Origin of the sequence: Kribbella sp. NBC_00359 (assembly GCF_036097425.1) — a bacterium.
In the GTDB taxonomy this organism is placed as follows: Bacteria; Actinomycetota; Actinomycetes; order Propionibacteriales; family Kribbellaceae; genus Kribbella.
In genome coordinates this window covers 7,907,467-7,926,025 of sequence record NZ_CP107975.1, presented here as the reverse complement: position 1 = coordinate 7,926,025, position 18,559 = coordinate 7,907,467, and the positions used below count along the sequence as shown (strand labels likewise).

Genomic DNA, 18,559 nt, shown 5'->3' with positions numbered 1-18,559 from the left:
CGTGAACCCGCGAACCGTCGTCATCCTCGGCTCGACCGGCTCGGTCGGCACCCAGGCGCTGGAGCTGATCGGCCGTAACCGCGACCGGTTCCGCGTCCTCGCGCTCTCGGCGGGCGGCGACAACGTGGCGCTGCTGGCGGAGCAGGCGCTGGAGTTCGGCGTCGAGGTGGTCGCGGTGGCGAAGGCCACGGTGGCCCAGGACCTGCAGCTCGCGTTCTACGCCGAGGCGCAGCGCAAGGGATACGCGCAGGGCGAGTTCAAGATCCCGAAGATCATCACCGGCCCGGACGCCTCCAGTGAGCTCGCGGCGATGCCGTGTGACGTGGTTCTCAACGCGATCACCGGGTCGGTCGGGCTGCAGCCGACGCTGACTGCCCTGGACGCGGGGACGACGCTCGCACTCGCCAACAAGGAGTCGCTGGTGATCGGCGGACCGCTGGTCACCCGCCGGGTCAAGCCCGGGCAGATCGTGCCGGTCGACTCCGAGCACAGCGCGATCGCTCAGTGCCTGCGCGGCGGGACGGCCGATGAGGTACGGCGCCTGGTGGTGACCGCGAGCGGTGGTCCGTTCCGGGGCCGGACCCGGGCCGAGATGGCCGACGTCACCCCGGAGCAGGCGATGAACCACCCGACCTGGGACATGGGTCCGGTGATCACGATCAACTCGGCCAACCTGGTGAACAAGGGCCTCGAGGTGATCGAGGCGCACCTGCTCTACGGGCTCCCGATGAGCCGGATCGAGGTGGTGGTGCACCCGCAGTCGATCGTGCACTCGATGGTCGAGTTCGTGGACGGCTCGACCATGGTCCAGGCCTCGCCGCCGGACATGCGGTTGCCGATCGGGCTCGCGCTCGGCTGGCCTGACCGGATTCCGGACGTTGCGCCGGCTTGTGACTGGACCACCGCGAGCACCTGGGAATTCGAGCCGCTCGACAACGAGGCGTTCCCGGCGGTCCAGCTCGCCCGTGAGGCCGGCGCCCGAGGCGGCACCGCCCCTGCGGTGTTGAACGCCGCGAACGAGGTCTGCGTGCAGGCGTTCCGGGACGGGCGGCTGCCCTTCCTGGCGATCGTCGACACCGTCGCCCGGGTGGTGACCGAACACGACGTACCCTCGTATGAGGAACTGTCCATCGACGACGTACTCGCCGCGGACGGCTGGGCCCGTGCCCGGGCCCGCGAACTGACCGCCGTACAGGAGACCAACCAGGCATGAGCGCGCTTCTCACCCTCGTCGGCATCGTGCTGTTCGTGGCCGGAATTCTGATCTCGGTCGCTCTGCACGAGATGGGCCACATGCTGCCCGCCAAGGCCTTCGGGATGAAGGTGACGCAGTTCTTCGTCGGCTTCGGCCGGACGGTGTGGTCCACCAAGCGCGGTGAGACCGAGTACGGCTTCAAGCTGATCCCGGCCGGCGGCTTCGTCCGGATCATCGGCATGATGCCGCCGTCGAAGGGACAAGACCCGACGAAGGTCCGCCGGGCCAACACCGGCCCGATCCAGTCGATGGTCGAGAACGCGCGGTCGGCGGAGTACGAGACGGTCGCGCCCGAGGACGACGGCCGGCTCTTCTACCAGAAGGTGTGGTGGAAGAAGCTGATCGTGATGGCGTCCGGGCCGATGGTCAACATCGTCATCGCCTTCGTGCTGTTCGGCGGCCTGTTCATGCTGTACGGCGCCAACGTCGCGCAGACGAGCGTGGCCACGGTCACCGACTGCGTGATCCCGGCCTCGCAGGCGACCGCCGACCGCAAGTGCGAGCCGGGGGACCAGGTCTCGCCGGCCAAGACGGCCGGATTCCAGGTCGGCGACAAGATCGTCTCGTTCAACGGCACCGCGATCACCAGCTGGGACCAGCTCACCCCGCTGATCCGGGCGAACACCGACAAGCCGGCCACGATCGTTGTCGAGCGCAACGGTCAGCAGCAGACCCTGCAGACGAAGACGATCATCAACCAGGTTCCCGACCAGGCCGGGTCGGACAAGATCGTCTCGGTCGGGTTCCTCGGCGTCTCGCCGGAGATGAAGCTCGAGCGGCAGAACTTCGGCTTCGTCGTCGGCAAGATGGGCGAGCTGACCGTGGCGACGGTGAAGGCGATCGGCAACTTCCCGGAGAAGCTGGTCGGCGTGGCCAAGTCGATCGTCGGCGGCACCCGCGACGAGAACAGCCCGATGAGTGTGGTCGGCGCCAGCCGGGTGGCCGGCGAGATCGCGTCGAACCAGTCGCTGACCGGCGGTGAGCGGATCGCGTTCCTGATCTCGCTGCTCGCCTCGCTGAACCTGTTCCTGGCCCTGTTCAACTTCATCCCGCTGCTGCCGCTGGACGGCGGCCACATGATCGGCGCGATCTGGGAGGGCATCCGGCGCGGCTTCGCCAAGCTGCTGCACCGGCCCGACCCCGGGTACGTCGACGTGGCCAAGCTGCTGCCGATCGCGTACGTCGCGGCCAGTGTGATCGTGGTGATGGGCGTGCTGCTCGTCATCGCCGACATCGTGAACCCGATCAAGCTCTTCAACGGCTGACCTCACACCAACGGTTAAGGACTCATGAGCATCAACCTGGGCATGCCCGCGCTGCCGCCGCCGACCCTGGCGCCACGCCGCAAGACCCGCCAGATCAAGGTGGGCAAGGTGCTGGTCGGCGGGGACGCGCCGGTCTCGGTGCAGTCGATGACGACGACACCGACGAACGACGTCAACAAGACGCTGCAGCAGATCGCCGAGCTGACCGCCGCCGGTTGTGACATCGTGCGGGTCGCCTGTCCGCGGCAGGAGGACGCGGACGCGCTCGCGGAGATCGCTCAGCACTCGCAGATCCCGGTGATCGCCGACATCCACTTCCAGCCGAGCTACGTCTTCGCCGCGATCGAGGCGGGCTGTGCGGCGGTCCGGGTGAACCCGGGCAACATCCGCAAGTTCGACGACCAGGTGAAGGAGATCGCGCAGGCCGCGAAGGACCACGGCACGTCGCTCCGGATCGGCGTCAACGCCGGCTCGCTGGACCCGCGGCTGCTGCAGAAGTACGGCAAGGCGACGCCCGAGGCGCTGGTCGAGTCCGCCGTCTGGGAGGCGTCGCTGTTCGAGGAGCACGACTTCCACGACTTCAAGATCTCGGTCAAGCACAACGACCCGGTCGTCATGGTCCGCGCGTACGAACTGCTGGCCGAGCGCGGCGACTGGCCGCTGCACCTCGGCGTGACCGAGGCCGGGCCGGCGTTCCAGGGCACGATCAAGTCGTCGGTCGCGTTCGGCGCGCTGCTGTCGAAGGGGATCGGCGACACGATCCGGGTGTCGCTGTCCGCGCCGCCGGTCGAGGAGGTCAAGGTCGGCCTGCAGATCCTGCAGTCGCTGAACCTGCGCGAGCGCAAGCTCGAGATCGTCTCCTGCCCGTCCTGCGGCCGCGCCCAGGTGGACGTCTACACGCTGGCCGAGCAGGTCACCGCCGGCCTCGAAGGCATGGAGGTCCCGCTCCGCGTCGCCGTGATGGGCTGCGTCGTCAACGGCCCCGGCGAGGCCCGCGAGGCGGACCTCGGCGTAGCCTCCGGCAACGGCAAAGGCCAGATCTTCGTCAAGGGCGAGGTCATCAAAACCGTCCCCGAGGCCGCCATCGTAGAAACCCTCATCGAAGAAGCCATGCGCATCGCCGAACAAATGGGCGAATCCACCGAATCCGGCGACCCCACCGTCACCGTCGGCTGATCTCCGGCCGTGACCGAATACCTGGTGGTTAGTGCGGTTGCTGGGGAGGCTCGGTATGTGCCTGAGGGGATTCCGGTGGTTGTCACTGGGGTGGGCAAGACTGCTGCGGCTGTTGCAGTTAGTCGCGCGTTGGCGGGGCGGGACACGTCTGACGTGGTGGTGCTGAATGTTGGGACTACCGGAGCGCTCAGGGATGGGTTGTCGGGGTTGTATTTGCCGAGCACGGTGATCAATCACGATGTGAATGCCGAGGCGATCCGGGGGATCGGGCTGGATCCGCAGGAGGAGTTGCACGTCGAGGGTGGGGACGGGACGGTGCTGGCGTCGGGGGACGTGTTCGTGACGGATCCCGTCGTACGGGCGCGGCTTGCGGAGCGGGCGCATCTCGTCGACATGGAGGCGTACGGCGTGGTGTACGCGTGCCGGGAGTACGGCGTGCCGGTGCGGGTCGTCAAGCATGTGTCCGACTCGGCCGACGAGGCGGCGCTTGACTGGCCGGCCCTCGTGGATGCCAGTGCGAAGGTGTTGGGGGAGTGGGTCAGCGCGTACGTCGACTGAGCCAGTCGAGTACGGCGGTCTCGCGCGTGAGCCAGCGCATGACACCGACACCACCTGCCAGCACGGCGTGGTTGGCGGCCAGGGCCTCGTCGACCGTTACCCAGCACGGGGTGAGTTCCAGGTCGGCCTCGTAGCCCTCGAGTTGTTGGCCGCCGACCGGTGATCCACCGGAGCAGGCGAAGTAGTGCGAGGTCATGCCGAAGACGTCGTACTCCGGCTCGACCGCCGGCACCTCCTCGCGGGTCGTGCCGAGTTCGGCGCCGACCACCACGTCGGCGTACCCGCACTCCTCGTGGAACTCGCGGCGCAGCGCCGACGCGAACGACTCGCCGGGCTCGACACCGCCGCCGGGGAACTTGTAGTCGCCGTGGCGCGAGGAGAGCAGCAGCAACTCCCGCCCGCGGAAGAGCACACCCCGGACCGCGGTCCGCTCGACCAGCCGTCCGCCGGGCGGGAGTTCGGGTGAACGAAAGGTCCCCAGCAGCATGCGGTCTATGCTGACTTGGCCTTGGGGCCAAGGTCGGTGTCAGGGTCTCGTACGCCACTCCCCTGGAGGTCCGCATGCCCGGCTCGTCGCCCTTGTCGGTACTCGTCGCAGCACTCGCCGACGGGTCGATCGAGGTGGTGGATCTGACGTCGCCGCTGTCCGCGTCGACGCCGGTGATCCAGCTGCCGCCGGAGTTCGGGCAGACGGCGCCGTTCGCGCTGGAGGAGATCAGCAGGTACGACGACCGCGGGCCGGCGTGGTACTGGAACAACTTCACCAGTGGCGAGCACACCGGCACCCACTTCGACGCACCCAACCACTGGGTCACCGGCAAGGACCTCGCCGACGTGGCGTCGGTCCCGGCCGACCGGCTCATCGCGCCGGTGGTCGTGCTCGACTTCACCGCGGAGGTCGAGAAGAACCCCGACTTCCTCGTCGAGGTCGACCACCTCAAGGCCTGGGAGGCGGAGAACGCACCGCTGCCCGCCGGTGGCTGGCTGTTCGTGCGCACCGGGTGGGCCGCGCGGTCACACTCGCAGGAGGCGTTCCTCAACGCCGACGATGCCGGGCCGCACACGCCCGGCCTGTCGCCGGAGTGCGCGCGGTGGGTCGCGCAGGAATCGCCCGTCCTCGGCCTCGGCGTCGAAACCGTCGGGACCGACGCCGGGAAGGCGCACTCGTTCGACCCGCCGTTCCCGTGCCACTCCTACCTGATGGGCAGTGACAAGTACGGGTTGACGCAGTTGCAGAACCTTGCCAAGCTGCCGCCGACCGGCGCCGTCGTCATCGCCGGACCGTTGCCGATCGTCGGCGGCTCCGGCGCTCCCGCACGAGTGCTCGCGCTGGTCGAACGCCGGTGAACGTCGCGGTCGCCGTCGGCCGGGCGTTGGCGGCCGCAGGCGTCCGCCAGGTCTTCGGTGTGATCGGGTCGGGCAACTTCCATCTGACGAACGCGATGGTTGCCGGCGGCGCGCGGTTCGTCGCCGCGCGGCACGAGGGTGGCGCGGCCACGATGGCAGACGCGTACGCGCGGATGAGCGGGACGGTCGCCGCGGTCTCGGTCCATCAGGGGTGCGGCCTGACGAATGCGATGACCGGGATCGCCGAGGCCGCGAAGAGCCGGACGCCGATGATCGTCGTGGCGGCGGAGGTCACCGAGCCGCGGTCGAACTTCTACGTCGACCAGGAGGCGCTCGCCCGTTCGGTGGGTGCGGTGCCGGTGCGGGTCACCTCGGCGGAGACCGCGGTGGCGGAGGCCCTGGACGCCGTGGCGACGGCCGTTCGGGAACGCCGTACGGTGCTGCTGAACGTTCCGCTTCCCGTGCAGGCGTTGGAGACTGAGGCACCGACGGTCGCGCCCCCGCCTTCGCGGGATGCCGTCCTGCCGCACGCCACCGAGGTCGCTGCGCTGACCGACCTGCTGCGGCGCGCGGAGCGACCTGTGTTCGTCGCCGGGCGCGGGTCTCGGGGCCATCGACAGGCCCTTGAGCTGTTGGCGGAACGCTGTGGCGCGCTGCTCGCGACCTCGGCCGTCGCGCACGGTCTGTTCCACGGCAACCCGTGGTCGCTGGGGATCTCGGGAGGCTTCGCCTCGCCACGGACCGCCGAGCTGATCCGCGGCGCCGACCTCGTCGTCGGATGGGGATGCGCGCTGAACATGTGGACGATGCGGCACGGTCAGTTGATCGGACCCGACGCGATCGTGGTGCAGGTCGACGACGACGCGTCGGCGCTCGGCGCCCACCGCGAGATCCAGCTCGGCGTCACCGGCGACGTCGGCCTCACCGCCGCGATGGTGCGCGAGGCATTCGGCGAGCAGCGGGTGGGCCGGCGCACGGTTGGGCTCGGGAGCGTGCGCTGGCGGGACGTCCCGTACGACGACACGAGCACGGCGGAGCGGATCGACCCACGGACGCTGAGTATCGCGCTCGACGACCTCCTTCCGGCCGAACGCGTGGTCGCCGTCGACTCCGGCAACTTCATGGGCTACCCGAGCGCCTACCTGTCGGTGCCGGACGAGGACGGTTTCTGCTTCACCCAGGCGTTCCAGTCGGTCGGGTTGGGGCTTGCCACCGCGATCGGTGCCGCGCTGGCGCAGCCGGACCGGCTGCCTGTCGCCGCACTCGGCGACGGCGGTGCGCTGATGAGCGCCGCGGAGCTCGACACCGTACGCCGGCTCGGCCTGCCGATGCTCGTGGTCGTGTACAACGACGATGCGTTCGGCGCCGAGGTGCACCACTTCGGTCCGAGCGGGCACCCGTTGGACACGGTGACGTTCCCGCCGACCGACCTCGCCGCGATCGGCCGGGGCTTCGGCTTCGAGGCCGCGACTGTCCGCTCCGCCGGCGACCTCGCGGCGGTCACGGACTGGCTGAACGGACCGCGGTCGGCGCCGATGCTCGTGGACGCGAAGGTCGTCGCGGACCATCCGTCCTGGTGGCTGGAAGAGGCGTTCCGCGGCCATTGACCCCGGCTATCCTGGCTTGACCTTGACCCTGGGGGCAAGGTTTAGCGTTGGGTGGAGGAGGCGGGATGCGGATCAGTGATCTGGCGGCCGAGGCCGGTGTGACGGTCAAGGCGGTGCGGTACTACGAGTCGCAGGGGCTGCTCAAGCCACGGCGGGAGCCCAACGGCTACCGGACGTACGAGGCGGACGACGTGGTCGTCGTACGCGAGGTGAAGGCGCTGCTGAGTCTCGGGCTGACCGCGGAGCAGACGTACCCGTTCATCGAGTGCCTGCGGGCCGGCAACGAGCGGGCGGACGTCTGCCCGGCCTCGCTGACGGCGTACCGGACCCGGATCGCCGAGGTGGATCGCCGGATCGCGGAGCTCGCCGACCTGCGGGCCCGGCTGACCGACCTCCTGACCGATGCCGAGAGCTGGAGGATGAACCAACGATGAGTGACCTGCGGACCGTTGACGACGCGACCTTCGACGAGCTGGTACTGCGCTCGGACAAGCCGGTGCTGGTGGACTTCTGGGCCCAGTGGTGCCCGCCGTGCCACCAGATCGCACCGGTGCTCGCCCAGATCGGTGCCGAGCGCGAGGACCAGCTGACCGTGCTGAAGCTGAACGCCGACGAGAACCCGGTGATCTCGGCGAACTACCGGGTGATGGCGTTGCCGACGCTGATGCTGTTCCGGCAGGGCGAGGTGATCTGGTCCGTCGTCGGCGCTCGCCCGAAGGCCAAGCTGCTCAAGGAAATCGACGACGCCCTGCTCGCCGCCGTCTGACCTACTCCAGTCAACAACCGACGGCGAACAGGAACGCCGTCGGTTATTGACTGGTAGCTGTCTAGGATGCTAGCAATATAGCTATGGCCGAGAAGGTGCAGTTCAACGTGTATCTGCCGCCGGAGCTGGTGCGGCGGGTCAAGCACAAGGCGATCGACGAGGCGGCGAGTTTGTCGGCGCTGGTGGAGCAGGCCCTGACCGAGTACCTGGACAAGCACGGGGAGGCCCGAGGATGAACGACGTACTGATCCGGCCGCTGCGATTCACGGCGGATGTGGACGCGATGCGCGCCTTCCTGGAGGCGCTGGGGTTGAAGTCGCGGATCGAGTCCGAGCGCGGCGGGTGGGTGGACATGCTGACCGGTCGCGGCATGGTCGCGTTGCACGATGCCGCGGGCAGTGCGATGGGTGGCCGGCCGGGGCAGACCAGCCTCACCTTCGAGGCCGACGAGATCGACGAACTCAAGGACAGACTGGAACAGGCGGGCTTCGCCGACGCGACGATCTGGGACGAGGCGTACGGCCGGGTCCTGTCGATCACCGGGCCGGGTGGAGTCGAGCTCTGGATCGACGAGCGCAGCAAGGACCTGTACGGCTACAAGCTGCACGAGTCCCGGCCGGACGATCGCTGGTCGGTCACGCCGTACCTGACCGGCGTGGATCCGGCGGCCTGGCTGCAGGTGCTCGAACTGCTCGGTGTCGACGCGACCCTGCGCTTCGGGCCGGCCGACGCGGAGTACGCCGTACGCCTCGATCTGACCACCACCGAAGACCTGGACGACGTACGGCGGCGGCTCAGCGGCCACCAGGTGACGCAGACTGACGAAGGGCTGGAGATCATGGATCCGGACGGGGAGACGGTGGTGGTGCACGGGTGATCGAGATACGAAGGGCCGAGCTCGCTGAGGTCGACGCGGTGCGGCAGATCGGGGTGACGACCTGGCCGGTCGCGTACGCCGGTCTGGCGTCTGAGGAGTTCATCACCGACGGAATCGCGCAGTGGTGGTCGGCGGAGGTGGTCGAGTGGGGGATCCGCAACGGGATCACCCTGGTCGCGGCCGAAGGCGATCACCTGGTCGGGATGGTCGGCCTCGGGCCGGAGGACGACAAGTGGGTGATGTGGAAGCTCTACGTGCTCCCCGAGCACCAGGGCAAGGGGATCGGCAAGGCACTGCTCGACGCGGCGATCGCGGCGCTTCCGGAAGGTACGACGGAACTCCTGCTGGATGTCCTGGTCACCAACGAGAAGGCGATCGGCTTCTACCGGGCGCACGGGTTCACCGAGGCACGGGCGACCCCGGACCGGGATCTCGGCGTCGACTTGATGTGGATGGTCATTGACCTCCACCGCACGTGAGGTTGCAGGATTCCGCCATGACGAGGCTGCGCGACGATCCGGACTTCCGGCGGTACTGGCTGGCCCGCGCGCTGTCGATCACCGGATCGATGGTGACCGCGATCGCGTTGCCGGTGCTCGTCTACCGCTTGAGCGGCTCCACCGTTCTGACGGCGATGGTGACCGCTCTCGAGGCAGCGCCGTACCTGCTGGCCGGGCTGTTCGCCGGTGCGCTCGCTGATCGCTGGAACCGGCGCCGGACGATGGTGACCGCGGACCTGGTCAACGCGGTCCTGGTCGGGTCGATCCCGGTCGCGCACCTGTTCGGCGTACTGACCGTCGTCCAGGTGCTGGTGGTGGCGTTCACCGTGCAGGGCGTCTACACCTTCTTCGACGGTGCGAACTTCGGCGCCCTGCCGGTCCTGGTCGGCCGAGCCCGCGTCGCGCAGGCGAACTCGGCGGTGTGGACGGCCTCGAGCCTGATCGAGTTGTTCGTCCCGCCGGTGACCGGCCTGATCCTCGCCGTCCTGAACCCGGCCACCCTGCTCACCGTCGACGCGTTGAGCTTCGTCGCGTCCGCACTGGCGGTGCGCGGGATCGTGCGAGCGATGTCCGAGCGCCGGGAAGGATTGCCGCCGCTCCGGCCGCGAGTGGTCTTCGCCGACATCGCCGAGGGACTCCGCTATCTGATCCGGCATCCAGGCGTCCGGACGATGACGATCGTCGGCAGCGTGCAGTCGTTCGGCGGCGGCGGATTCATGGCGCTGATCGTGGTCTGGTGCGACCAAGTCCTGCACGTGGGTACGTCGGGACTCCGGTTCGGACTCGTGTGGGGCACGTGGGGGATCGGTGGGCTGATCGCCGCGCTCGGGTTGCCGCGGTTGCTGAAACGGTTCTCGCCGGCGGCGATCACGCTCTACGCGCTGCCGGTCTCGGCGCTCCTCGGAGTCCTCACGCCGCTGTCGCAGGACTGGGTCACGGCCGCGATCGCGTTGCTGGTGTGGGGTTCGGCGTACGTGCTGGTCATCGTCAACGCCGTGTCCTATCGGCAACAGGTGACGCCGGAGCACCTGCTCGGCCGCGTCAATACGGCCGGGCGGATGCTGTCGTGGGGTGTGGGCTGGACGTTCGGCGCGGTGGTCGGCGGCGTGCTGGGCAAGGCGGTCGGGATCCGGAGCGGCATGGTGCTGATGGGCCTGAGCATCTTCATCGGGGTGGTGGTCGCCTGGACATCGCCGCTGCGCCGGATCGCGGCGACACACGATCCGGCGGCGGTCTGATCCGGCCCCTTGCATGCCGAACTGCTGGACATCCGCTAGGTTCTGCGCGTGGGCGTACGGGTTCTCGGTCCTCGTGACCTCGCGGCGGCGCGCGCGGTCATCGCCCGCGATCCGGTCGTGAACGTGTTCGTCGACAGCCTCGTGCAGGCGTCGGGACTCGATCCGCGCCGGGGTGCGGAGGTCTGGGGGTACGTCGAGAAGGGCGCGCTGGAGGCCCTGTGTCACGCGGGCGGCAACATGGTGCCGGTCGGCGCGGACGACGCCGCGTTGCGCGCGTTCGCGGCGTACGCGATGCGCCGGGGGCGGAACTGTTTCCAGATCCTCGGCCAGGCCCGCGCGGTCGAGCAGTTGTGGAGCATCCTCGAACCGCACTGGGGACCGGCCCGCGAGGTGCGCGACAACCAGCCGTTCATGGTGATCGAGGGCCCGCCGGTGATTGCCCCCGATCCGTTGGTCCGCGCGGTCGAGCCGGTGGAACTTCCGATCCTGTACCCGGCCTGTGTCGCGATGTACACCGAGGAGGTCGGCGTACCGCCGCAGACCGGGCCGGACGGGACGTTCTACCGGTCGCGGGTGGCTGAGCTGATCCGGGCCGGGCGTGCGTTCGCCCGGATCGAGAACGGGCGTGTCGTGTTCAAGGCCGAGGTCGGGTCGGTCGGTACCGGGGTTTGCCAGATCCAGGGGGTCTGGGTGGATCCGGAGTTCCGCGGCCAGGGATTCGCCGCGCCGGGGATGGCGGCGGTGGTCGAGCTGGCCCGGCAGATCGCGCCGGTGGTGACGCTGTACGTCAATGCGTTCAACCTGCCGGCGCGGGCGGCGTACGAGCGGGTCGGGTTCCGGACGATCGAGACGTTCGCGACGATTCTGTTCTGACTACCAGCGAGTAAGCTCCGGCGCATGGCGTCTCGGAGCAAGACCACCACCGGCCTCGCCGTTCTGTTCGGCGTTCTCGGCACGCTGCATTTCCTGACGCCGCGGCCGTTCGAGCAGATCGTGCCGCGGGCATTGCCCCGGAAGAAGGAACTCGTCTACGCATCCGGAGTGGCCGAACTGGCGTGCGCGGCCGGTCTGCTCCACCCGCGCACGCGACGGGTGGCCGGCCTGGCCAGTGCCGGGCTGTTGGTGGCGATCTTCCCGGCGAACGTGCAGATGGCCGCCGACCTGCAGCGCAAGGGATCCCGGCCGGCTCAAGCGATCGCTTGGGCCCGGCTGCCGCTGCAGGTGCCGTTGATCCGCTGGGCGCTGAAGGCCGCCCGCGAGGACCGGGCGGCGTGAGCCTGTGGATAACGTGGTGAGAGCATGACCGCCGGGCCGATATTCTCTGTTCCGTCCGTTGTTGTATTCCTGACCCGTTGCACGCTTGGAGACTCCCGTGATTCTGCGTATGTCGTCGCTGTTCCTCCGCACCCTTCGCGAGGACCCGGCGGACGCGGAGGTCCCGAGCCACAAACTGCTCGTCCGCGCCGGGTACATCCGGCGGGCCGCGCCCGGCATCTACACCTGGCTGCCGCTGGGGCTGCGCGTGCTGCGCAACGTCGAGCGGATCGTGCGCGAGGAGATGGACGCGATCGGTGCGCAGGAGCTCGTGTTCCCGGCTTTGCTGCCCCGCGAGCCCTACGAGGCGACCGGCCGCTGGACCGAGTACGGGCCGAACATCTTCCGGCTGAAGGATCGCAAGGGCGCCGACATGCTGCTCGGGCCGACGCACGAGGAGATGTTCACGCTGGTCGTGAAGGACCTCTACTCGTCGTACAAGGACCTGCCGCTGTCGATCTACCAGATCCAGAACAAGTACCGCGACGAGGCGCGGCCGCGGGCCGGCGTGCTGCGCGGGCGTGAGTTCGTGATGAAGGACTCGTACTCGTTCGACGTCGACGACGACGGCCTCGCGGCGTCGTACGAGCTGCATCGCAAGGCGTACATCAACATCTTCGACCGGCTCGGCTTCGACTACGTGATCGTCAAGGCGATGTCCGGTGCGATGGGTGGCTCACGCTCGGAGGAATTCCTCGCGATCGCGGAGAACGGTGAGGACACCTTCGTCCGCTCGCCTGGTGGGTACGCCGCCAACGTCGAGGCGGTCGTGGTCCCGCAGGCCGCGCCGGTCGACGCGTCGGCCGTGCCTGCCGCGGAGGTCGTCGACACTCCGGACACGCCCACCATCGACACGCTGGTGGACGCGATGAACGCGAAGCACGCTCGGACCGACGGGCGGGAGTGGACCGCCGCGGACACGTTGAAGAACGTGCTCGTCATGCTGGTGAACCCTGACGGCACACGTGTGCCGCTGGCGATCGGCGTACCCGGGGATCGGGCGATCGACGAGAAGCGGCTCGGCGCGCAGGTGGAGCCGGCCGAGGTCGTGGCCTTCGAGGAGTCGGACTTCGAGAAGCACCCATCGCTCGCGAAGGGCTACATCGGGCCGGGCGTGCTCGGGTCCGAGAACACCTCGGGCATCCGCTACCTGCTCGACCCCCGGATCGCCGAGGGATCCGCGTGGGTGACGGGTGCGGACAAGGCCGGGTTCCACGTGATGAACCTGGTGCACGGCCGCGACTTCACCGCCGACGGCACGATCCAGGCCGCGGAGGTGCGCGACGGCGACGAGGCGCCGGACGGTTCGGGTCCGCTGTCGAGCGCGCGCGGGATCGAGATGGGGCACATCTTCCAGCTCGGCAAGAAGTACGCCGAGGCCCTGGATCTCAAGGTGCTCGATCAGAACGGCAAGCTCGTCACCGTGACCATGGGCTCGTACGGTGTCGGCGTCACCCGCGCGGTGGCCGCGATCGCCGAGGGCAACCACGACGAGCTCGGCCTGATCTGGCCGCGCGAGATCGCCCCCGCCGACGTCCACCTCGTTGCCACCGGCAAGGATGCCGAGCTGTTCGAGAAGGCCGCCGCACTGGCCGCCGAGCTCGAGTCCCGCGGCCTGTCCGTCATCTACGACGACCGCGAGAAGGTCTCCCCAGGCGTGAAGTTCAAGGACGCCGAACTGCTCGGCGTCCCCACCATCGCCGTGGTCGGCAAGGGCCTCGCCGACGGCACCATCGAGGTCAAAGACCGCCGCACCGGCACCCGCACCGACATCCCAGTAGCCGACGTAGTCGACCACCTGGTGACCACAGTCCGCGCCTAACCACATCGGCCCCCACTCCCGCGAGCGGGGGCCGATCTGCATTCGGCGCACCCACTGCCACCTGAGGTGGTCGATGGTGCGTCTGTCTTCGTGGGACCTGTCCCCAGAAAGTCGTAGCCCCGGCGACATGACCTGAGTCAGCGGTCCACCGGGGCTTTCACTGTCGATGCTACCACCCGAAGCGGGGAGGAGCCTGTGCTATCCACCGATCTCGAGCCGCCGCCCGCAGGCCCATGGGTGCGGCGCTGGCTCAGCGCGGCGCGGCTCGCGAAGTACAGCACTGCTGCCGGCGGCGATATCGGCCGCGCCCTCGCACTCTATGAATGGAACTCCCGCATCAGCGCCGCGCTGATGCGGGATCTCGGCCACATCGAGGTCGGGCTGCGGAACGCCTACGCAGCCGTCATCGAACGCTACTGGGCTGGTTCTCCACTGCATTGGACCCGCTCGTCCCAGGCTCTCTTTCCGCCGGTCTTCCGGATGCGTGACGGCCGGCAGGTGGATATCAACACCCAGCAGCGGGCTCAGCTCGAGCAGGCCTGTGAACGGGTGGGGCCGGAGGGCGCGCCGGGCAAGGTGATCGCCGAACTGACCTTCGGCTTCTGGCGGTTCCTGAGTTCGTCGGCCCACGAGAAGACGGTCTGGGTGCCGTATCTGCACCAGGTGTTCCCGCCTGGCACCGATCGGAAGCGGGACGTGGACAGCAAGGTGGCAACTCTCAACCGGCTGCGGAATCGCGTCGCCCACCATGAGCCGCTGATCGGTGAGAACCTGTCGCGCGAAGCAGCCAAGATCAGCGCCCTCGGTGGTTTGCTCGATCGTGATCTCGGAGCCTATGTGGCGGCTACGTCGTCGGTGCCGGAAGTTCTGTCGGAGCGCCCGGTGTGGGCGAGGTTGGTGGGTTAAGGGCGGACCCAGACGGTCCAGCGTTCTAGGCGGAGGTAGTTGAGGCGTTGGTAGACGGGTTGGCCGTTGTCTGAGGCGATCAGGGCGGCGGGGTGGTCGGGGTGGTGGGTGGTGGCTGCCCAGGTGATGGCTGCGCCGGCGCCGCGGCCGCGGGCGGCGGGCATGACAGCGACGTTCTCGACGACGGTGAGGCCGGCGGCGTGGTGGGCTGTCGAGGTTGCCAGGGGTACGTCGCCGTCGTAGCCGACCCAGACCGCGGAGCCCTCGAGGAACGAGACGTCGTACACGGCGCCGGGCTGGAACGGCTGGAGTTCGGGGAGCGGGTAGCCCTCGACCAGGACGCGTTCGGCGTCGGCCAGACCGGCGGCGTCGGTGACCTGACGGATCTCGAGATCCGTGGCCGGGGGAGTCGTCGGAATCGCCGGGAGGTGGACCATCAGCGGCGGGTGACCGGCCAGGGCTAAGCCGTGCTCGCGCAGATCGCGCGTCGGCCAGGCACTGACGAACAGGTACGGCACGTTGTTCGGCAGTTCCCGCGCGGCCTCGGCGATCACCTCCGCCGGGTCGACGGGTTGCTTCGGGACGACCCAGTTCGTGAGTGGGCCGCGGTCGCCGAGGATCCCGCCGGCCCAGGTGTCACCGTCGTACCAGGGTTGACCGGCGCGGCGGGGCGCGTCGATCGCCCAGGAGGCGTGCGCGAGGACGGCCTGCCGGACGAGTGAGTCGGCCGGCGCGAGCTCCGGTTCCCAACCGGTGGCGAGGGTTTCGCCCTCAGGTGGCAGGATCGAGGACGCCATCTGCCCACTGTGGCATCGCGGACGTGGTTTGTCTCTCATTCCCCGGTGTAATGGTTGAGCCGAACTATGGGCTTACCTGATCATCGGTGCGTGAGGACTCCCCGCCGTGCCTGATGTTTCGTTGTGGACCCTGGTATTCCTGGTGATCGCGGCCTTCGCGGCCGGCTGGATCGACGCGGTGGTCGGCGGAGGAGGGTTGCTGCAACTGCCCGCGATGCTGCTCGGACTGCCGAACGCGTCGCCGGCGCAGATCCTGTCGACCAACAAGATCTCGTCCTTGTGCGGTACGGCGACCAGCGCGGTCACGTTCGGCGTGAAAGTGCGCCCGGACAAGAAGACCGTCCTGCCGCTCGCCATCCTGGCCGGACTGGGATCCGCGGCCGGGGCCCTGGTGGCGACGAAGATCCCGATGTCATGGTTCAAGCCGATCGTGCTGGTGCTGCTGATCGGCGTCGCGATCTACACCGCCCTCAAGCCGTCGCTGGGCGCACGGACCGCGCTCCGCTTCGACGGCCGTGACCACTACGTCGCCGCGAGTGGGATCGGCGTACTGATCGGCTTCTACGACGGCGCGGTCGGTCCCGGCACGGGTTCGTTCCTGATCTTCGCGCTGGTCGGCTTCCTCGGCTACAACTTCCTCCAGGCGAGCGCCAAGGCGAAGATCGCCAACGTCGCCACCAACCTCGGCGCGATCATCATCTTCGCGCTGCACGGCTCCCCGCTCTGGCTCCTCGGCCTGATCATGGGTACCGCCAACATGCTCGGCGGCCTCCTCGGCGCCCGCACCGCCGTGGCCCGCGGCAGTCGCTTCGTCCGCGTCATCTTCCTGGTCGTCGTCTCAGCCCTCATCCTCCGCCTGGCGTACGACGTCTTCCACGGCTGACTCTCAGTGCTTGGTGAAGGTGGGGGCCCAGGGGGCGTTGTCGAGGCCGATGCGGTGGATGGCGATGGAGGTCTGAGTGGCCAGGTCCTGCAGGGCGGCGATCTCGGCGGGAGTGGCGTGGTAGTGGCGGGACCAGTAGGCGCCGATGGCGGCGACGGGGGTGGGTGAGCCGACCGGGACCATCACCAGGCTGCGGACGAAGGTAGGGAGGTAGGCCTCGAGGGGGATGCGCTCGTCGACGGAGATGTCGGGGACGACGGCGGTCTCGTCGTGGAGCATGGCCCAGCCGCTGATGCAGGTGGCGATCGGGAAGCGCTGTCCCTTCCACAGCGGCGCGATCGCGTCCTCGTCGGCGTAGAAGCAGCGGTCGTTCTCGCGGAGGACGAAGGTCGCGCCCTGTGCTCCGGTCCGGCGGCGCGCCTCGACGCGCACGATCTCGCCGACCTCGCCGAGGGTCTGCGCCGCGTCCAGTCCAGCCAGCAACTCCGTCATGCCACCATTCTCCGGCTGATCCGCGTCAGGCGATAGGGTCGGCGTCATGGTCGACTACGACGGTCGAATGGGCAGTGTGTACGTCGCCGGCCGGGGGATGTCCCCCGAAGGAGTACGACGGTGGACCGCGGCGCTCGCGGCGTACCTCCCTGAGCGGCGACCCGTGCAGATCCTCGACCTCGGCAGCGGCAGCGGCCGCTTCACCCCCGGACTGGCCGAGGAGTTCCAAGGTCCGGTGTACGGCGTGGAGCCGTCGGACCGGATGCGGGAGACGGCGGAGCGCGCCGCCGCGCATCCCGCCGTGACTTACCTGAAGGGCAGCGCCGAGGACATTCCGTTGCCTGAGGCATCGGTCGACGGGGTGCTGATGTTCCTGTCCTTCCACCACTTCCCGGACCAGCTCAAGGCGCTCCAGGAGGTCCACCGCGTGCTCCGGCCCGGGGGAGTGGCGTTCCTGCGCAGCCAGTTCGCCGACCTGATGCCGGACCTGTTCTGGTACGACTACTTCCCGTCGGCCCGCGCGGTCGACGCCGGCATGTATCTCACCGTCGAGCAGTCCCAGCAGCTCGCGCGACAGGCCGGACTCGTCCCGGACGATGAGCCGGTCTGGGTGACGACCGACGAGCCACGCACGCTCGGCGCGGCGTACGAGCGGCTCAAGCTGCGGGCGCTCTCGACGTTCGAGCACCTGCCGGAGGACGAGATCGCGCCCGGTTTCGAGCGTTTCGCGGTCGACGTGGAGCGCGACCCGGATCGCCTCGTGCCCGTCTACTCCGCCGCGATGCTGGTCCTCACGCGCCCCGGTCGGTGAGGTCGGAGGAGCGCGTCACTCGGAGCGCCTCGCTGACCGGATCGCCGGCGAGCAGCCAGGCCCCAGTCTCGTCGGCGATCGTCTGGCTCGCACCGGCCCCGGCCAGCGCGAGTGGTGCGACCGACGCCAGTTGGCGCAGCTCGCCGGCGATCGGTGTGAGGCGTTCGGGGACGGTGGCGGCGAGGACGACCAGTTCGGGTGTGTTGTCCTCGGCGATCCGGAGTACGTCGGCAATCGGGGTGTTCGCGCCCAGATAGCCGATCCGCCACCCGTTCCGCGCCAGCACGATGCCGAACACCATCAGCGCAAGGTCGTGGTACTCCTCGGGCGGGCACGCCAGTACGGCGTGGGGTCCGCGCCCGCCGCCCCAGCCTCGGGCCAGCCCGGCGAGCCGGCCGCGGATCACATGGCTCGCGAAGTGCTCCTGACCGATCCCGACCACGCCCTGCGCGACACGCTCGCCCAGGTCGTGCAGGTAGGGGATCACGACGTCACGGAGCACGGTCTCGACGGTGAATTCGTTCAGCAGTTGGTCCAGCGCGCCCTGTGCGCCCGGCTCGTCCATCGCGTCCAGCGCGACACCGAATACCGCCGCGGCGCCATCCACGGGCGGTACTTCGTGGACCGCGCGGTCAGCTATGCCCACCGGCAGATCGCCGGCCAAGGCCACGCGGGCCGCCTGAGCGGCTGACAGCCCGTTGGCCAGCTCGGCCTGCATCCGTCGTACCCGGCGCTCGTCGCTCTCGGAGTACAGCCGGAAGCCGCCGGCGGACCGCACCGGGGAGAGCAACCCGTACCGGTTCTCCCACGCACGCAGGACGTGGTCGCTGACGCCGACCCGGCGGCTCAGCTCGCCGATCCGGAGCAATCCGGGCGCGTCCGCGGAATCCATGGCAGACACTCTACCGTCCTTAGACGGACATTAGACAGACCTGGCTTGATTGC

The 18,559-nt window shown here is 69.0% G+C and carries 22 protein-coding genes; 18 read left to right on the top strand and 4 right to left on the bottom strand.

What is annotated here, in order from left to right; all coding sequences use genetic code 11:
* The first annotated feature begins 1 nt into the window (after window position 1).
* From dxr to OG876_RS38485, 4 genes are read left to right on the top strand one after another with little or no spacing between them, the layout of a single operon-like run.
* Window positions 2-1,213 carry a 1-deoxy-D-xylulose-5-phosphate reductoisomerase gene (dxr, locus tag OG876_RS38500; RefSeq protein ID WP_328521652.1) on the top strand — a complete coding sequence of 404 codons (1,212 nt, stop codon included), beginning with the start codon at window positions 2-4 and terminating at the stop codon, window positions 1,211-1,213.
* Window positions 1,210-2,520 (top strand): M50 family metallopeptidase, encoded by a 1,311-nt coding sequence (locus tag OG876_RS38495; protein ID WP_328521651.1) that lies wholly within the window; start codon window positions 1,210-1,212, stop codon window positions 2,518-2,520. Before dxr ends, OG876_RS38495 begins: the two co-directional genes overlap by 4 nt.
* Before the next feature lie 24 nt (window positions 2,521-2,544).
* Window positions 2,545-3,696 (top strand): flavodoxin-dependent (E)-4-hydroxy-3-methylbut-2-enyl-diphosphate synthase, encoded by a 1,152-nt coding sequence (gene ispG / locus OG876_RS38490; RefSeq protein WP_328521650.1) that lies wholly within the window; start codon window positions 2,545-2,547, stop codon window positions 3,694-3,696.
* A 9-nt stretch (window positions 3,697-3,705) separates the two neighbouring features.
* Window positions 3,706-4,254 (top strand): nucleosidase, encoded by a 549-nt coding sequence (locus OG876_RS38485; protein WP_328521649.1) that lies wholly within the window; start codon window positions 3,706-3,708, stop codon window positions 4,252-4,254.
* Here OG876_RS38485 and OG876_RS38480 read toward each other — a convergent pair.
* Window positions 4,235-4,741, bottom strand: coding sequence for an NUDIX domain-containing protein (locus OG876_RS38480; RefSeq protein WP_328521648.1), 507 nt, complete (start codon window positions 4,739-4,741; stop codon window positions 4,235-4,237). The two genes, OG876_RS38485 and OG876_RS38480, sit on opposite strands and share 20 nt — an antisense overlap.
* 74 nt (window positions 4,742-4,815) lie before the next feature.
* Here OG876_RS38480 and OG876_RS38475 point away from each other — a divergent pair, with 74 nt between their 5' ends.
* The 12 genes from OG876_RS38475 to OG876_RS38420 all read left to right on the top strand — a co-directional run bounded on the left by OG876_RS38475 (window position 4,816) and on the right by OG876_RS38420 (window position 14,631).
* Complete coding sequence (locus tag OG876_RS38475; RefSeq protein WP_328521647.1) at window positions 4,816-5,601, top strand: cyclase family protein; 786 nt, start codon at window positions 4,816-4,818, stop codon at window positions 5,599-5,601.
* A complete protein-coding gene (locus tag OG876_RS38470) occupies window positions 5,598-7,208 on the top strand; it encodes a thiamine pyrophosphate-binding protein (protein ID WP_328521646.1) in 1,611 nt (536 codons plus the stop codon). Before OG876_RS38475 ends, OG876_RS38470 begins: the two co-directional genes overlap by 4 nt.
* A gap of 65 nt (window positions 7,209-7,273) precedes the next feature.
* Window positions 7,274-7,642: a MerR family transcriptional regulator gene (locus tag OG876_RS38465; RefSeq protein ID WP_328521645.1), complete on the top strand. Its 369-nt coding sequence runs from the start codon at window positions 7,274-7,276 to the stop codon at window positions 7,640-7,642.
* A complete protein-coding gene (gene trxA, locus OG876_RS38460) occupies window positions 7,639-7,974 on the top strand; it encodes a thioredoxin (RefSeq protein WP_328521644.1) in 336 nt (111 codons plus the stop codon). The genes OG876_RS38465 and trxA overlap by 4 nt, the downstream gene beginning before the upstream one ends.
* Before the next feature lie 83 nt (window positions 7,975-8,057).
* On the top strand, window positions 8,058-8,210 hold the full coding sequence (locus OG876_RS38455) for a CopG family transcriptional regulator (RefSeq protein ID WP_328521643.1): 153 nt from the start codon (window positions 8,058-8,060) through the stop codon (window positions 8,208-8,210).
* Window positions 8,207-8,851 carry a VOC family protein gene (locus OG876_RS38450; RefSeq protein WP_328521642.1) on the top strand — a complete coding sequence of 215 codons (645 nt, stop codon included), beginning with the start codon at window positions 8,207-8,209 and terminating at the stop codon, window positions 8,849-8,851. The genes OG876_RS38455 and OG876_RS38450 overlap by 4 nt, the downstream gene beginning before the upstream one ends.
* Window positions 8,848-9,330, top strand: coding sequence for a GNAT family N-acetyltransferase (locus tag OG876_RS38445; protein ID WP_328521641.1), 483 nt, complete (start codon window positions 8,848-8,850; stop codon window positions 9,328-9,330). Before OG876_RS38450 ends, OG876_RS38445 begins: the two co-directional genes overlap by 4 nt.
* Before the next feature lie 17 nt (window positions 9,331-9,347).
* Window positions 9,348-10,589: an MFS transporter gene (locus OG876_RS38440; protein ID WP_328521640.1), complete on the top strand. Its 1,242-nt coding sequence runs from the start codon at window positions 9,348-9,350 to the stop codon at window positions 10,587-10,589.
* A gap of 48 nt (window positions 10,590-10,637) precedes the next feature.
* The gene (locus tag OG876_RS38435) at window positions 10,638-11,462 is read left to right on the top strand and encodes a GNAT family N-acetyltransferase (protein ID WP_328521639.1); all 825 of its coding nucleotides are present in this window, start codon (window positions 10,638-10,640) and stop codon (window positions 11,460-11,462) included.
* 24 nt (window positions 11,463-11,486) lie between these two features.
* A complete protein-coding gene (locus OG876_RS38430) occupies window positions 11,487-11,864 on the top strand; it encodes a DoxX family protein (RefSeq protein ID WP_328521638.1) in 378 nt (125 codons plus the stop codon).
* 97 nt (window positions 11,865-11,961) lie between these two features.
* Window positions 11,962-13,725 (top strand): proline--tRNA ligase, encoded by a 1,764-nt coding sequence (locus tag OG876_RS38425; protein WP_328521637.1) that lies wholly within the window; start codon window positions 11,962-11,964, stop codon window positions 13,723-13,725.
* 237 nt (window positions 13,726-13,962) lie between these two features.
* Window positions 13,963-14,631 (top strand): Abi family protein, encoded by a 669-nt coding sequence (locus OG876_RS38420; RefSeq protein ID WP_328521636.1) that lies wholly within the window; start codon window positions 13,963-13,965, stop codon window positions 14,629-14,631.
* Here OG876_RS38420 and OG876_RS38415 read toward each other — a convergent pair.
* A complete protein-coding gene (locus OG876_RS38415) occupies window positions 14,628-15,428 on the bottom strand; it encodes a hypothetical protein (RefSeq protein ID WP_328521635.1) in 801 nt (266 codons plus the stop codon). The genes OG876_RS38420 and OG876_RS38415 overlap by 4 nt on opposite strands.
* 106 nt (window positions 15,429-15,534) lie before the next feature.
* On the opposite strand from OG876_RS38415, the gene OG876_RS38410 reads away from it, so the two are divergent.
* Window positions 15,535-16,311 carry a sulfite exporter TauE/SafE family protein gene (locus OG876_RS38410; RefSeq protein WP_328521634.1) on the top strand — a complete coding sequence of 259 codons (777 nt, stop codon included), beginning with the start codon at window positions 15,535-15,537 and terminating at the stop codon, window positions 16,309-16,311.
* A 3-nt stretch (window positions 16,312-16,314) separates the two neighbouring features.
* On the opposite strand, the gene OG876_RS38405 is transcribed toward OG876_RS38410, so the two are convergent.
* The gene (locus OG876_RS38405; RefSeq protein ID WP_328521633.1) at window positions 16,315-16,803 is read right to left on the bottom strand and encodes a GAF domain-containing protein; all 489 of its coding nucleotides are present in this window, start codon (window positions 16,801-16,803) and stop codon (window positions 16,315-16,317) included.
* 46 nt (window positions 16,804-16,849) lie between these two features.
* On the opposite strand from OG876_RS38405, the gene OG876_RS38400 reads away from it, so the two are divergent.
* Entirely contained in the window at window positions 16,850-17,614 is a 765-nt protein-coding gene (locus OG876_RS38400; protein WP_328521632.1) for a class I SAM-dependent methyltransferase, read from the top strand.
* Here OG876_RS38400 and OG876_RS38395 read toward each other — a convergent pair.
* A complete protein-coding gene (locus OG876_RS38395) occupies window positions 17,595-18,506 on the bottom strand; it encodes a MerR family transcriptional regulator (RefSeq protein ID WP_328521631.1) in 912 nt (303 codons plus the stop codon). The two genes, OG876_RS38400 and OG876_RS38395, sit on opposite strands and share 20 nt — an antisense overlap.
* Between the last annotated feature and the right edge of the window lie 53 nt (window positions 18,507-18,559).

Bases quoted from the DNA above. Each gene is read 5' to 3' on its own strand.
- OG876_RS38475 (WP_328521647.1), top strand. From the start codon at position 4,816: ATGCCCGGCTCGTCGCCCTTGTCGGTACTCGTCGCAGCACTCGCCGAC.
- OG876_RS38440 (WP_328521640.1), top strand. From the start codon at position 9,348: ATGACGAGGCTGCGCGACGATCCGGACTTCCGGCGGTACTGGCTGGCC.
- OG876_RS38405 (WP_328521633.1), bottom strand. From the start codon at position 16,803: ATGACGGAGTTGCTGGCTGGACTGGACGCGGCGCAGACCCTCGGCGAG.
- OG876_RS38455 (WP_328521643.1), top strand. From the start codon at position 8,058: ATGGCCGAGAAGGTGCAGTTCAACGTGTATCTGCCGCCGGAGCTGGTG.
- OG876_RS38415 (WP_328521635.1), bottom strand. From the start codon at position 15,428: ATGGCGTCCTCGATCCTGCCACCTGAGGGCGAAACCCTCGCCACCGGT.
- OG876_RS38465 (WP_328521645.1), top strand. From the start codon at position 7,274: ATGCGGATCAGTGATCTGGCGGCCGAGGCCGGTGTGACGGTCAAGGCG.
- OG876_RS38395 (WP_328521631.1), bottom strand. From the start codon at position 18,506: ATGGATTCCGCGGACGCGCCCGGATTGCTCCGGATCGGCGAGCTGAGC.
- OG876_RS38400 (WP_328521632.1), top strand. From the start codon at position 16,850: ATGGTCGACTACGACGGTCGAATGGGCAGTGTGTACGTCGCCGGCCGG.
- ispG (WP_328521650.1), top strand. From the start codon at position 2,545: ATGAGCATCAACCTGGGCATGCCCGCGCTGCCGCCGCCGACCCTGGCG.
- OG876_RS38480 (WP_328521648.1), bottom strand. From the start codon at position 4,741: ATGCTGCTGGGGACCTTTCGTTCACCCGAACTCCCGCCCGGCGGACGG.
- trxA (WP_328521644.1), top strand. From the start codon at position 7,639: ATGAGTGACCTGCGGACCGTTGACGACGCGACCTTCGACGAGCTGGTA.
- OG876_RS38495 (WP_328521651.1), top strand. From the start codon at position 1,210: ATGAGCGCGCTTCTCACCCTCGTCGGCATCGTGCTGTTCGTGGCCGGA.
- OG876_RS38430 (WP_328521638.1), top strand. From the start codon at position 11,487: ATGGCGTCTCGGAGCAAGACCACCACCGGCCTCGCCGTTCTGTTCGGC.
- OG876_RS38450 (WP_328521642.1), top strand. From the start codon at position 8,207: ATGAACGACGTACTGATCCGGCCGCTGCGATTCACGGCGGATGTGGAC.